Raw genomic sequence first — 13,798 nt, forward strand, 5'->3', positions numbered from 1 at the left:
CACCGGCCAAGGCCCAGTCATAGGCGCCGGTGGTTGACAGACGGGTCCCAGCCTACGGTCGGTAGCCATGTGCGACGACGATCTGTTACTTCCATCTATGTGCCGATGCGACGTCCCTGGCGGGACATCACCCGGGACGCGCTGCGCCGCTCTCATGCGCTTTGGAAATCGAGCCCGAAATGAAATCGGGCCGCTGATGCAGGTCCGTTCTCATGCGCTTAGTCTTCTACCACCTTAGTCTTTCTTTCTTCGGCTTCTTGGCTTCGCGATTGCCGCGTTGCTATCCCTTCGCCATGCCGTCAATCTCCTGTTGCGGTTCGAGTTCGTCCAGTTCATCCGACTGCAGAACGCGCCCTCGATCAACGTCGGCAGAAAACGATAAGCTTTTCATACTTTCTTTAGCAAATCTCGACCGACTCCGCTTTGGTGAACTCTCTTCAGGGGGGCTTACCTTTGCGGCTGGGGAGCGTAAGCAATCTTCTTCAGTGCCTTGTTCGCATCACCGCGACCTTGATAAGTGCCGAGCAACTCGCCCTCGTCGTCAATTTCTTCAACCCGGCACAGGGTCCAGCGCTTGTCTTTGCCCTGCGCGATGCGGAACGCACGACCGTTGCGGCGACAATAGAATGCTTCGGATCTCTCGATTCTGGTCCACGCACAATCCGCGCCCAACAGAAACCGCTGTTCCAGCCTTATTCGCTCTTCCTCTCTCCAGCGCCGATAGCTTTGCTCCTGCTCCGTTTCTAAGCCTGTCTTCCTCGCGCTCGATGCGCTCCTGCAACGCTCCAATGATCGCGCGCATCTCGGTGCCGTTTCCCTTGTCTGACTGACACAATGCGACACAGCCATTTCTGAGTTCGTCCTTGGGATAACTTGTATGTGGTTCTTCCCAAATAGCGCGCAGACTCTGCTCCACATCCGTTTTCGTCAACGGCAGGCCGGGTAACGTATTCAGAAACGCCTGGAGGTCCTCGACGGGTATCCAGATGGAGCCGCTGCCTGTGCGGCCTCTTCTCGCCGACTCTCCCCACTTCTTCCACACGGAGCTTGCTCCATCCAGCGCTTTCATAATCTCGCGCGATACCTTGTGAACGCTATGCGGCTCACGCAGGTGCTTCAAGGATGGGCTTTTTACGTAATCAAACAAGATAGAGGCGACGGCGTAGTGACGATCAGCGTTCATGCGGAGCTCTCGTCATTTTAATGCAACAGCAAGGCAAGTTACGCGGTGCGGCTCAGGCAACTCTCAACAGGCTAACTCGATAACACCATTAGGTTCACGGTTCTGGGGATGCTCCGGATCGATGCCATTGAGAACCCGCCGCTTAACGGCGCGCCAGATGGTCTGGCATAGCTCCGCCGCAGCTTTCGATGCCTGAGTGCAGATTGGCTCTTCGGTGACCAGCCCACGCACCGACATGGATCTGTGCCCAGATTGAACACATACTCATTAAACGTAGCACCGATGAAGTGCCGGGCTAAGTGTGGATGGCGGACTACTTCGCCCTCCCACTGTGGTGGACTGCTCGGCGCTATGGTGCTTCGCATTCGCGCCACCCTTCCCGACAAGGGGAGGGCGAGAACCACGCTGGCAAGAATGAAGGCGATAGGGCTATGCGCTGCATGCCCCCTAAACGCATTTTGGGAGCTTTTTGTTGCTATGCACCGTAGGAACGGATCGCCAGCCGCTTCCGTTACCCATCATGGAAAATATACGCCCACAAGACGAAAATATACGCCCACAAGACGAAGACCCGCGCGAGACGCCGCTGGATGATCCGCGGCAGCAGACTGACGCCCCCCATCACAAGCAGACAAATGAACCGTGGAAGGGCAATCCTGAGAAGGATCAACTCCCTCCTGACCGGCCGGACATCGATCTGGAGAATGGCAGGAGAGCAACACCCATCAGTCGAGAGTAGCAGTATCATGTATCGTACCCGCGAATATCTTGAGTGCGCCGAGAACTGCGCGCACCTCGCGGAGCAGGCTCGGACGGCCCCCGCCGCGCGCCGCTATCAACGCATGGAGGCGGCTTGGCGCGCGCTCGCCGAGGAGCAGCAGTGGCTGGACGGGGAGATTCCGCCGGTAGGCAGACCAAATTCATCCGCGCTACACTCGCACTCATGACGCGCACAATCCGCGCTTGCTGCCAATAAGGAATTGCTTCGTCGGCGGTAGCCCAACCTGACTTTCATCGTGCGCTGGCAGCGCACAACACAGTGACATGAGACATAATTGAACCCAACTTTGTGCGTAACCTCCCGTGTGCACAAAGACGCCTGCGCTTGCTCGGCGCTCAGCCAGGGTAGGAACCATAGTCGTTGGGACAGCTTGGTATCCAGAACGAAAGGATATCTTATGTCCACAAAGATACCCAACACAGAAGCCGATGCGGGCCATCAAGTCCCGTCACGTCGTCACGACGCTGGTAGCGGCGCGAACGAAACTACCGATGGATTGGATGCAAGCACCGAAGCGTTGCGCCATGCTGCGGAAGACACGCCATCGGGTGCCTTGACCGAGGATGTAGAGATTGTCCCGGTATTTGACCGCGCCGACTTAGCACCCAAAATTTAGGTGCAACCATGGTGAAGAAAAAGCACGGCATCATTATCGAAACACCCATGGAAGCGCGTCAAGCCGAACCCGGGCCCTCGATCCTCTTGCTGCTTCTCATCAGCGTAAGTGTCGCTGTGCTCGCTATGGCCGTTGTCTGGTTCGTTTTCTTCCGTACCTAGCGTCGCGTTGCTTTTAGCTAGGCCGATTTACAGCCCGTTAGGTGGAGAATTGTCAGACCGGACTGCATTGATCGCGAGCCGGGCCAATCCCATGTCCATCCTAACGGAGGACAGCTTGAAGCAATCGCAGCATTCCAAAATGCAGAGAACTGCCGAGCGCGCTGCCGAGATCCAACTTTCCACCGGTACAAGCGCATAGAAACCGCATGAAGGACTTTGGCCGATGAGCAAGAATGGCTGAATGGTGAGATTATTCAGAACGCCGAGTCCCGGGACTAGCTGCGTTCAAGCTTAGCGAACTGAGTAACGGCGGGTCTGTTGCTAGCCTTGGGGAGCACTTCCGGACCTGGGCAAACAGCGGTACCTCGACCAGTGTTCCGATCAGTCGCGGCAACGCTTGCTGTTCGACTCCATTTCCGTCACGCAAGAGCTCGCCCAATTCAATGTGAGAAAGGCGGCCACCAGAAGGGGCATTGGGCTGATGAATAATAAAAGCATGACCGCTAGTCGGCTCGCGCCCCGATGAACCAAGCGTCGCCATTTGGACTGCGATATAGTTCTCGCCGGTCTGAATATTTCCTCCTAATCGCCCCAAGCTAGGGCGCGTACTAATAACTCCCTTGTATGAGGTCCGCTATGATCCTGATAGTGGCGCACTAGCACTAGCCGCTCTCGCCAGGTCCGAGCTGGGACAACATCGGGCTAGCAAATAGAGCCGCCAACTGGATCGGCTTTTAGTTCATCTTCGCCGAAGCTCGTCATGTAGCCCGGGATCGTCGGCACACTCTTGCGCGGCCTGTCGAGCTTCCTCCATGCCGCCCCCCGGCGAAGGCTTTGGACGGGCTGCTTTTCGGTCACGCTATTTCGTCATCCCAAACACGGCTGTTGGCATCTCCGACATTCAAAAGACCCAACAGCTTTTTCTTGCCCGCGTCGAATGCCGAAAACGAAGGGAACAAGGCTCACGGATGGGGCCGGGATCCTGCGGCTCGGGAGGGCTGCTTTGCAGGAGTCTGTCATCGGTCGGTCGGCAAGGGTCGTTCAAATACCGAACCATCTCAGGCAAGCGTTGCCGCTATACAAACTCCTATTCTTCCAGCTCCGTGAGGATGCGGTTGCGGTGCTGGATATGCTGCATCTGAATGGCGAAGAAGGTGTTTAGAAGCTTCTGAGCCTCGGTTGTGTTCGCTCCTCGGCGAGCCAAGTCCGCAATACGCTCCTCTTGCTTGGCAATATTCCGCTCGCCTTGCGCGACGTGCCGTTCGGCCTGTTCCAAATGGCGAAGCTGCATTGCGCGGTCCACGAGGCAACCTAGAACAGAGTTGGACAGTTCCCAAACGCAGGCCCGATGTCATCCCGGCAAGAAAATTGTCTAGCATAAAAGGACGCCAAATGAAGCTGTCTCACTCGGGAGTGAGCTTGTAAACGTCACCGGGTTGTAGGTTGAGTTCCTGAAACAGCCCTTGCTGCTTTTCCGTAACAAGCGCTGGTACAATTTCCGCCGTCCAGCCTTCGGGGACAGCCGCGAGGACGAGTGTCAACGCCTGACGTGGCTTGCCGCTTCGCTGGCGGCGCATCGTCTGAGGCCACCTCCACAATCGTGAACGAATTGCCGAACGACTCTGCCATCGATGGGTAATCCGACGACGTGCTGCAAGTTGCAACAACTAGCTGGGATGGGCCACGGTCGGTAAGCAGCCTTGACCGGGAATTAAGTTTCCCGGCAAGCCGAACTATGGGCCCCCGCCAAGGCTCTCAGGGGCCTCCTGGACGTGCGCTACGGCACCCGCGACGGATCGGACTGCGCCGAGTTCTCAGGGGAAGGGCGAGACGCCCGTGACCTGAAGGTGTCGCGGAACACGGTTCGGAAGGTGCTGAGGTCGGGAGAGACCTCCTTCGAGTACGAGCGGCAGGTGCAGCCGCGGCCAAAGCTGGGACGATGGGCAGCGAGGTCGCGCTTGCGACTAAAGCCACATTCGATTCCACCGCCGTCCTTCACGACACCGGTGACGTGTTGGCCGAGCCTCTTTTCGAGTTCGCGGGACCAAGGCACGAGCTGGAAACCGAGCCCATTATCGATATGGCGAAGCGTCCCGATGAGCGTCAGCCGCTGGCGATACGTTCCCGCCACATGCTCCCCGGAGGCGGCATTCACGCGAGGCAGGCCGGTGCCGACCGAGACCTTTGCTGCCACCTCGTCCAGTTCGCGTCGACGCAACGTGTCCAGGAGATCGTGCTGCAGGATGATGCGTTGGCCCTGCCGCCGGGCCAGGCCCTGCTGGATCAGATGCTCGGTACGGGCCTCCATGGCGTCGCGGGTCTCGCGGCCAAATCCACCCATGGCGAGCGGTATCGGGTCGCGTTCGACGAGCCTGTAGTCGAGCCAGGTTGCTCCTTTAGCCGTCACCTGCCCACCGAGATCGAGGTCGGAACGGGTCGCTAGCACCACGGTCGGTCGCGGATCGCCGGCTTGACCCAAGCGTCGGACCTCGACGATACCGCCGACCGGCGGTGCATGTTCGAAAGCCTCGAGCCCTCAAAAGCACACATGGTGCGCCCGTCCGTCTGTTCCGTCGATCAGAGCATAGGCCTCGCCGGTCAGTTCGTCATGCAGTCCACGGTCGACAAGTCGTCCGACAATCTGGAATGTCGGCTGGCCGCCCTCGATAATGAAGTCGGCAACGCCGCGAGCTTCTCCGCGCTCGGCAAAGGCGCGGTGCACTGTCTCGATGATGTCGCCGCGCATACCGAGGTCGCGCAAGCTGCGCTCGGCCTCGAGTCCGACCATCCATTCCTCTGGCGCGGCGGGTGCGGCGAGGCCCATCTTCTCCAGGTGTTGAAGACGACCGACCATCAGGCGCCGGATCTCGGGATCGGACTTACCGGGATTCTCCGGGCGAAGATCGATCGAGCCTGTCTCATCGGCCATCAGCCGGATCTCTCGGTCGAGCCGCGTCCATCGTTCCGCCGTGACTTCCCTCTCGAGCGAATTGCGGATCTCGTGCTCCGGCTTTGGACCGAGTTCGATGGCGACCAGTTCCTCGGCGCGTCAGCGCAGGCCTTGGCTGATGTAGTCGCGGGAGATCACGAGATCCGCTCCTTCCTCATCTACTTCCCGAACGAGAAGACGAACGTGAGGGTTGTCGGTGTTCCAATGATCGACAGCCACCCAATCGAGGCGCGTACCAAGGTCGATTTCCATCTGTCTGGCGAGATCGCGGGTAAAGGCCTTCAGGTCGGTCATGTCGCCGGCGTCCTCGGGTGAGACGATGAACCTGAATGATGCCGGTCGTCCTTGCAGCGTTCTGCGAAAGCTGCGCTATCGGTGCGGCCACCGGCGGCATCGAACATCTCTCCGCTCGCCGCTCCGGGTCACGCCGTCACGCTTCAGATATAAAATGTGGGTCGTCAGCGGCGCTGAGCGAAAGGCTCGCCCTGTGTGACGAACCACGCGTGCCTTCACCACAACGCGGCGTGTCGGGCTGAACAATCTGGCGCGGCTAAAGGACAGCCTGCCGCGGCCAAACGTCGAGCGCCCATAGGCTGCAGCACGCCTGCCAGCTGCGGCCTGCCCCGAGGTGTGTCCTGCTTTCTTCGCGGCCCGCAGCACCTGGTTGATGAAGCTCTTCGGCTTCGGCGCGCGGGTACTGCGGATGCGTCCAGGCCGAATACGCAGATCGCTGTCGCCCACGCTCACGGCAAGGCCTGCCAACGATCAAAATCGCACATGGTGCCGAAGACGCCTTTGATTCCATTGGTCAAAATGCAAAGCGCGGCACGCGCCCCGACTGACCGGCACGCCAGAACCCAAGCCATGCCAATGGCTTGCGGTTCGACCGGCGAGCCCCTTTTATCTCGCCTTCCTAATCGGGCATGCAAAGTCAATCCACGTCTACGCTTTTCTGCGACTTTCTGCACTTCAAACATCACGCACTCCTTGCAACAACAACGCACACACCTCACCAAAGCCGCGACCGCGGTTTGCATTCTCCAGGCGGGGTCCATGCGTTCCTTCGCGTTCAGCACTATGGCCGTCGCATGCTCTTCATCAGGTTCGTAAACAGGGCTGTCCAAGCAGTCTGGCGCTCTCATCACGTAGGACGGAAGCAGGCAAGAAATAGGGGACATTCCCCGTTTCGCGGCCCGCCAGGGGACGCTCACCGCGCGCGCGGATCTCTAATTGTTGCTCCTTCTCAGCATGCCGGCTGCAGCACCAGCGCTCATCCTCCGTGATCCAACAGAAGTTACTGCGCAGGCTTTAAGCGCAATCGTTGCGTGACCTTGGCACCGAAGCCGACGTGGAAGTCGGTCTCATTGACCCACATCCTGTGCAGAATGCTCGCAAGCTTGCGTGCAGCCGCGACGCCGCGCACAACATGCTCGACCGCTTGGCGATCCGCAGGCCCCAAGCCCGCAACGCCGACCATTTCCTGACCCGCAGCAACAAGCTAGCGGCCGCCTCGCAGAGCGCTTAGCGAACTGCGACGTCGCCCTGTTTGGTAATTCGGCCTTCGAAGTCGGTGGACGTTCCAGACTGGTGTCGCCTTGGCGTCAGACCAAAATGCGCGCCGACTGTCCGAGATCGCGCAAACCGGAGAGGGTCATCGACACCAACCTTGAACGAAAGAGCCGCAACGGGACCGACGCCGGGTACGGTCATCAGCCGACGACAAATCGTATCATGTTGGACCACCTGCAGGAGTACCTTATGCAATCGTTCGTAACCCTCGAAGATCGCTCGCCGTACGTCCAACATGGCCTCGATCATCACGGAGAATACCGGATCGCTGTGCTCGATGAGCTCGCGGACCTGCGCTTCGTATCCTCCGCGGCCGACCGCTCCAACCATCAGACCGTAAGCCCTCAGCGTGCCACGAATGTGGTTCTCGAGGTCGATCAGCTTGCGCTTGAGCAGCTTCCTGTTCGCCAGCAGCGAGCGCATTTTCTGCATCTCGATGTTCTTGACATGGACGGCGCGATACCAGCCCAGCCGCATCATCTGCGCGATGCCGCGCGCATCGTTGCGGTCGGTCTTATTGCGCATTGTCGAAAGCGAAACGCGCATATGGCGCGCTTCTACGACAATCATCGGAAGTCCAGCTGGTTGCAATTCGCGATACAGCCAGAAGCCTAGCGATGACGCCTCGACCCCCACTCTATCGAGGCGATCCGCACAGCCCTCTACAGCGGAGCGGATCGCCTCTGGCTCCGTGCTGACCTTGACTTCGCGAACCGTGAGACCCTCGCCATCAACGATGCAAACGCTGGTTTCTTCAAGGCCGACGTCCAGTCCAACGTACAGTTTCATCGGAGCTCTCCCTTGTGGCAACGACCTTGCAAGTCGTTGCACCAGGCTCCAGATTCGGCCACGACCGTCTTATCCCCGTACATCGGTATCTCGAAGCCCGATTTGAAGAGCTGTCCTGCTGTCGTGCGTCCCCACCTCCATCGCCTTTCCGCACATTCTTCTCCAGCGCACGCCAATGCTTGCGAGGTTGCGCATTCGGTCATCGCGGGCGTCCTGCATCAGATCTCGCGACGAACAACCCTGTTGCCTGTGGCACGATGGCCGAGATGTTGTGAACGGCAGCGGCCGTCGGAGCCCGGTTCGGCGGGCGCCCAGGCTGCAGCCGTGCATCGGTCTTCGAGCTTCCAGACCGCACAACGAAGAGCACCGCTGCCGATCGCTGCAGGTTCGCAACTGCCTCCGAACCTGTGATGTCGTCGCCGACCACTGGTCCAAGCTTGTCCAAATTGGCCTGGGTCTCAGCTGGCAATGGACGGCCGGCCAGATGCGTCTCGTAGCGAGCAGGTCCGGCGTTGTAGGCTGCAAGGAAGCCCGGTGAACCATACCGATCGTGCATTTCGCGAAGATGCGCAGTACCCGCAAGAATATTGTCGCTGGGATCGTACGGATCGCTGCCGAGATGGTACCGCAGGTGCAGATCTGCCCAAGTCTCCGGCATGATCTGCATCAGCCCCATGTCGCCTTTCGGTGACTTGGCGCGCACGTCTCCAACGCTTTCGACGTCTATGACTGCGCGTATCCAGTGCACCGGGACGCCGAAGCGACGCGAGGCCTCCTCGACGAAAGCCGCAAATGGATCGCCAGTTCGATAACTCGCCGTAGCCACCGCAGGTCGCATCCGGGCGACAGCAGTAGCGTTATTGACGGCCAGGACGAGGAACAGCGGCACGACAACGCGCAGGCTTCTCTCGAACAAGCACAAGCATGCCGCCGTGCGCGCGCCCGTCCAGGGTAAAGTCGCTTCGCGCCGGCCTTCCGGCCGCCCTGGACCGCCGCTGCGCGCGACGGCTGTGCGTTTGTTGGTCGGGACGGAGGAATGGTGCCGCACTCGGTCGAACAGAGGAATGGCAGATCGGACTCTCAACACGCGCACGATCAGTCCTCCCAAGTCCACACAGGGAACGCTCGGCCAATCACGGCCGATGTCGGCAAGAACCCGAAATAGCGGCCATCCAGCGAGTTGGCGGACTGCCGGTTCATGACGAAGAATTCGCCCTCGCCGACGACGCGGCAGCCCTGCCATTTCGGGAGCGGTCGGCCGCGGTCATCGCGCTCCCGCGCTTGCCCCATTTCGATCGCGTCGACAGAAACTGTGAGCCCGTTTCGGCAGACGGTCTGCCCCGGAAGCGCCAGCACGCGCTTAAGCATCGGCACTCTGGCCGGCAGATAGCCGTTCAGGTCGAGGAAGCTTGCAAGCGGCTCCGGTGGCTGTACGGCGAGGAGTTCCGTGACGAACAGGCTGTCAACCGGTCGCAAACGATAGAGGCCGAACGGTACGCTCTCGGATGCATTCCAGACATAGAGCGGCGTGATCTCGAGAACGATAGGCGCGATAAGAGCCGCGGCACCGCCGAGCATCGCGGTCAGCGTCTTGAACCTGCCGATCATCGCATGATCCTCTGCCGGTGAAGCCACGCCTGGTGGCCCACGGGTGGCAGGAGCTTTGCGGCTCCCAGCACCCTGCGTATGGGTGTCGGAATTCGCGCGCACCTCGGCTCATCCCTAAGTCCGCTTGCCATTCGCGCGTTGCTCGTACATTGCGCCGAACCCATAGACATCCCGCATGTCGAGGTCCGGGGTCGCGCCTCTCAACATCTTGCCGAAATTGCGATCTGCAATGACGATACCGTCCGCGTCGTGTTCGAGGGAACGATCACCGCATCCAAGTACATAAGGGCGCCAATCCCCGTTCCTGACGAACCTCTTGAAGGGCTGGTCAAGATCAAGGAGACGCTTGTTTACGCGACCGAAGTCGACCCCCACCATCCAGGCAACTACACGCGCGCGGGTCTGGATGTGATCTTTCGACCGAACAGCGGGCAAGGTACGTGACAAGGCAACGCATGCTGTATCGAAGAGCTTCTTCGGCAAGGATCGGCCCACGGTCGCCGAAGACGAGTTGCGCCGCGACGCCTGGAATGGGAGAATTGCCTCCATGCCGAGAATACATATCGGGGACGCTCGCTCGATGCTCCCGCATTCAATTCACTACAATGCGCGCGCGGAAGGACACAACAGCAAGAAAAAGCAGGAGCTGAAATACGCGCTCATCGTGTCTGTTACGGCGCGCCGCGTGACCGACCTCTACAATCGCATCGTGCGCCGTTACCGCGGAACGTTGGAAGCGCTCATGCCTGTGATTGAAATCCCTGTGCGTGTCGAAAGCCAGGAGGAATAACCTCGTGAGCTATTCGAAACGCGTCCTCTTCGGCAATGACCCGGAAGACGAGCCGGTGCGCGCTAAGCTTCAAGAGCAAGCCGAGGCCCTTCTAAGATCATTCACCTTCAAAATCCCGATGCGCCGCGAAAATCGCCTTCCTGGGCCCCACTGGGATTCCCGATGACCATTGGTACTGCAATGCGCCGTCGATGAATTGAGCATCGCGACGATCAAGGTCAACGATCAGTTGTGCGCACGCTCAGAAGCCGAGGCAAAGATCATCAAAAAGAGAGCTGAAGAGCTCTACAATGGCTTCCTCCAGGAAGACGTTCGGATACCCGCGAAGCTATAAGTCGGCGTGATGCGTTAGCGATCAAGCGAGTCCATGCTGCGTCCTTGCTGCGTGGAGCCGCCGATACAAGTTGGTAGTCATTGAAATTGAACGGGAATTTTTGCGAACGATGCCGCGTCGGAATTCGTGGGACGGAATCGCAATTTTTGCGATGAAATAAGAGAATTTCAGAGGGTTTGGTGGTTGGGGCGGCAGGATTCGAACCTACGTCTGGTGGAATCAAAATCGGCTGCGGCGGGCCTCGGCGCGAAACGATGATTTCTTCTCGGGCGCGGTCGCAACCATACCAGGTTCGCTCCAGGACCGACCTCCGTAAAACTCGACGAACGCGATCGAATGCAAGACACGTGCAGGCTACCGTACCGACCGACAGCAAAAACTTCAGAAAACTTAGCCAATCCATCTCGTTCTCAACGACAACCTTGGGGGAGCGAAGGTTGATATTCGATCCTCGCGAATAGACAAGGTGGTCAAACATTCAGATGGAAACCACCCCAAGGTGGCTGGGCAAATGTGCATGGTTCACGGAGCCGACGATCAAGAGGGCCGACAGTTGCGGCGCGGTCGTGCCTGTAACAGCTTGGCGAGGCTCATTCGCTTCCCGAAAAAGATTGCCGGCGCTTCACATTATCGAGAGCCAGCCGAGCGAAAACTCGAAAAAACACCGTTTGAAAAACCGTTTTAGTTCGGCCTTCTCAAACGGTCTCTCTCGCTAAGGTCCTGATTTATATGGTGGGCGCACCAGGGCTCGAACCTGGGACCCGCTGATTAAGAGTCAGCTGCTCTACCAACTGAGCTATGCGCCCGAAAGGCGGTCAAATGCCTTGCGAGGCCGGTCGTTTAGCAAAGCGATCCGGGTCTGGCAAGCGATGCGGTGAAGGTTTTTCCACAGTCCCCAAAAAGCGAAAAGCCGCTGGATTCCAGCGGCTTCGCAAAGGTTAATCCCCGTAAAATCCGCGGTGGCTCAGAGCCGGCCCTCGCGGTCCCGGTCCGGACCGTCGTCGCGGTCGAAACGGTCGCGGCGGAAGTGCTCCATGCCGCGCTCCATCATCCGGTCCATGCCCCGTTCCATGAAGTGCCGGGGCGGGCCGTCCTCGCCGCCGCCGAACGGGCCGCGGTGGCGGGTCAGCACGGCGAGGCGCCGCTTCTGGCCCTCGTCGAGCGTCTTGTAGAGCGGATCGGCGGCATCGGCGATCTTCTTCAGGGCGGCGGAGGCCGCGCCCATGTCCTCGGCGCGCTGACGCAGGCGGGCGACCGGATCCTCCGGCTTGTCGGCATCGCCGGGGCCAGCGTTCATCCGCGCATTGGCGCGATCGATGCGCAGCTTGGCGAAATCGCGCACGGCGGCCTCGACCGGCGGCCACAGCTTCTCCTGATCGGCGTTGAGCTTCAGCCCGGCATGGACGGCGGCGATCCGCGCGTCGACGAAGGCGGCGCGGTCTTCCGGGTTCATGCGGATGTGGCGGAAGTGCTCCATCCACGGACGATGATATTGGGCATAAACCGCGCCCGAGCCGGCGATGCTGAGCACGGCGATGGCAGCGATGGTGAACTTCCTCATGCGTACCTCCTCTGGAAGGATGGGCGTGAGGATGAGCGCCAAGCGGCTGACGCGCAACTTACAACTTGGACAGGGAGCACGTTCTTACGGAGATGTAACTACCGTGAATGTCCGTTCAGATGCACACTGAAACGATTTGCAACAAAAAGGGCTTCCGTGCCGGCACGGAAGCCCTTTGTTCATGCATGATCTATCCGTGCATGGCGCGACTTGGTTCGTGGCGCTCCTAGTTGGTCGCGCGCTTAGTTAGTCGCGCTTTTGGCTTCCTTCTGGAATTCGTCGATCAGCGGTTGGCCGACGCGGCTCGCGGCATCCTTGTAGACCGGCTCCATCGCCTTGCGCATCGCAGCATCCTGCTCCGGCGTCAGCTTGATGATCTCGCTCTTGCCGCTCTTCTTGATCTCGGCGAGCGCGTCGTCGTTCTCCTTCTGCGACTGCGCGTTATTGAAGTCGGTCGCCTCCTTCATCGCCTTCGACAGCTGGTCGCGGATGTCGGCCGGCAGATCGTCCCAGAACTTCTTGTTCACGATCACGACGTAGCCGATGTAGCCGTGGTTGGTCTCGGTGATGTACTTCTGCACCTCGTGCATCTTCTGGGTATAGATGTTCGACCAGGTGTTCTCCTGGCCGTCGACGACGCCGGTCTGTAGCGCCTGGTAGACTTCCGAGAACGCCATCACCTGCGGCAGCGAGCCGAGTGCCTTGAACTGGGCCTGGAGCACGCGCGAGGACTGGATGCGGAACTTCACGCCCTGGTAATCGGCGGGAGCAATCAGCTTCTTGTTGGCGCTCATCTGCTTGAAGCCGTTGTCCCAATAGGCAAGGCCGGTGATGCCCTTCGGCTCGAGCAGCTTGAGCAGCTTGGCTCCGAGCGGGCCTTCCGTCACCTTCCGCAGCGTCTTCAGGTCGGGCAGGATGTAGGGCAGATCGAACACCTCGAACTCGCGGATGCCGAGCGGACCGAACTTGGAGTTGGACGGAGCCAACATCTGCACGCTGCCGAGCTGGAGCGCCTCGAGCTCTTCCTTGTCCTTGTAGAGCGTCGAGTTCGGGTAGACTTCGATCTTGACCTTGCCGTTCGTGTACTTCTCGGCGAGCTCCTTGAACTTCTCCGACGCCTTGCCCTTCGGCGTGTCGGTCGCGACCACGTGGCTGAACTTGATGATGATCGGCGATTGAGCCGATGCCGGCCCGGTCAAGCCAAGATTCAGACCAAGTGCCAGTGCCGCAATGGACGCGGCGATCGCGAAGGTACGCATAATCTCTCCCTTGTTATTCTCTTGGGCGGCCCAACGCGGGCGCCTATTTTCGAGCCGGGAGCATCAATAGCCGCTGGGAGAGTGAGCCGCTATTGGCCGTTAGCAGGGCAGGTATTCATCATGAATGCCGCTGCGCCCCCTCCCGCTTGCGGGAGAGGGTTGGGGAGAGGGTCTCTCAACAATGGGACTCCCCTAGA

General features: G+C 59.6%; 12 protein-coding genes, 1 tRNA gene and 2 pseudogenes. 5 read left to right on the forward strand and 10 right to left on the reverse strand.

What is annotated here, in order from left to right:
- Positions 1-550 precede the first annotated feature (550 nt).
- Positions 551-1,183: a hypothetical protein gene (locus tag WN72_RS36055; RefSeq protein WP_244433075.1), complete on the reverse strand. Its 633-nt coding sequence runs from the start codon at positions 1,181-1,183 to the stop codon at positions 551-553.
- Between the two features lie 746 nt (positions 1,184-1,929).
- Here WN72_RS36055 and WN72_RS47240 point away from each other — a divergent pair.
- From WN72_RS47240 to WN72_RS36065, 3 genes are all read left to right on the forward strand, one after another.
- Positions 1,930-2,130: a hypothetical protein gene (locus tag WN72_RS47240; protein WP_014493160.1), complete on the forward strand. Its 201-nt coding sequence runs from the start codon at positions 1,930-1,932 to the stop codon at positions 2,128-2,130.
- Between the two features lie 231 nt (positions 2,131-2,361).
- Positions 2,362-2,580, forward strand: coding sequence for a hypothetical protein (locus WN72_RS36060; protein ID WP_141379029.1), 219 nt, complete (start codon positions 2,362-2,364; stop codon positions 2,578-2,580).
- Positions 2,581-2,588: 8 nt separating this feature from the next.
- Positions 2,589-2,741 (forward strand): hypothetical protein, encoded by a 153-nt coding sequence (locus WN72_RS36065; protein WP_018640764.1) that lies wholly within the window; start codon positions 2,589-2,591, stop codon positions 2,739-2,741.
- Positions 2,742-3,828: 1,087 nt separating this feature from the next.
- On the opposite strand, the gene WN72_RS36070 is transcribed toward WN72_RS36065, so the two are convergent.
- The 6 genes and pseudogenes from WN72_RS36070 to WN72_RS36095 form a co-directional block, all read right to left on the reverse strand.
- Positions 3,829-4,032: a hypothetical protein gene (locus WN72_RS36070; protein ID WP_018640766.1), complete on the reverse strand. Its 204-nt coding sequence runs from the start codon at positions 4,030-4,032 to the stop codon at positions 3,829-3,831.
- A 657-nt stretch (positions 4,033-4,689) separates the two neighbouring features.
- A pseudogene (locus tag WN72_RS36075) lies at positions 4,690-6,438 on the reverse strand (relaxase/mobilization nuclease domain-containing protein); the annotation flags it as partial.
- Positions 6,435-6,668, reverse strand: coding sequence for a hypothetical protein (locus tag WN72_RS36080; RefSeq protein ID WP_141379031.1), 234 nt, complete (start codon positions 6,666-6,668; stop codon positions 6,435-6,437). The gene WN72_RS36080 and the pseudogene WN72_RS36075, both read right to left, overlap by 4 nt.
- Positions 6,669-6,985: 317 nt before the next feature.
- Positions 6,986-8,049: pseudogene (locus WN72_RS36085) on the reverse strand (IS110 family RNA-guided transposase).
- A 199-nt stretch (positions 8,050-8,248) separates the two neighbouring features.
- Positions 8,249-8,965 carry a lytic transglycosylase domain-containing protein gene (locus tag WN72_RS36090; protein WP_092213046.1) on the reverse strand — a complete coding sequence of 239 codons (717 nt, stop codon included), beginning with the start codon at positions 8,963-8,965 and terminating at the stop codon, positions 8,249-8,251.
- A gap of 179 nt (positions 8,966-9,144) precedes the next feature.
- On the reverse strand, positions 9,145-9,657 hold the full coding sequence (locus tag WN72_RS36095) for a S26 family signal peptidase (RefSeq protein ID WP_014493152.1): 513 nt from the start codon (positions 9,655-9,657) through the stop codon (positions 9,145-9,147).
- A gap of 78 nt (positions 9,658-9,735) precedes the next feature.
- Here WN72_RS36095 and WN72_RS36100 point away from each other — a divergent pair, with 78 nt between their 5' ends.
- Entirely contained in the window at positions 9,736-10,101 is a 366-nt protein-coding gene (locus tag WN72_RS36100) for a hypothetical protein (protein WP_014493151.1), read from the forward strand.
- Between the two features lie 136 nt (positions 10,102-10,237).
- A complete protein-coding gene (locus WN72_RS36105) occupies positions 10,238-10,447 on the forward strand; it encodes a hypothetical protein (protein WP_014493150.1) in 210 nt (69 codons plus the stop codon).
- A gap of 1,064 nt (positions 10,448-11,511) precedes the next feature.
- Here the strand turns inward: WN72_RS36105 and WN72_RS36110 are convergent.
- The 3 genes from WN72_RS36110 to WN72_RS36120 all read right to left on the reverse strand — a co-directional run bounded on the left by WN72_RS36110 (position 11,512) and on the right by WN72_RS36120 (position 13,601).
- A tRNA-Lys gene (locus WN72_RS36110) sits at positions 11,512-11,587 on the reverse strand.
- 158 nt (positions 11,588-11,745) lie between these two features.
- Complete coding sequence (locus WN72_RS36115; protein WP_027560441.1) at positions 11,746-12,342, reverse strand: Spy/CpxP family protein refolding chaperone; 597 nt, start codon at positions 12,340-12,342, stop codon at positions 11,746-11,748.
- 242 nt (positions 12,343-12,584) lie between these two features.
- Positions 12,585-13,601, reverse strand: coding sequence for a TRAP transporter substrate-binding protein (locus tag WN72_RS36120; protein ID WP_027560442.1), 1,017 nt, complete (start codon positions 13,599-13,601; stop codon positions 12,585-12,587).
- Between the last annotated feature and the right edge of the window lie 197 nt (positions 13,602-13,798).

This window comes from Bradyrhizobium arachidis (assembly GCF_015291705.1).
GTDB classification, from domain to species: Bacteria; Pseudomonadota; Alphaproteobacteria; order Rhizobiales; family Xanthobacteraceae; genus Bradyrhizobium; species Bradyrhizobium arachidis.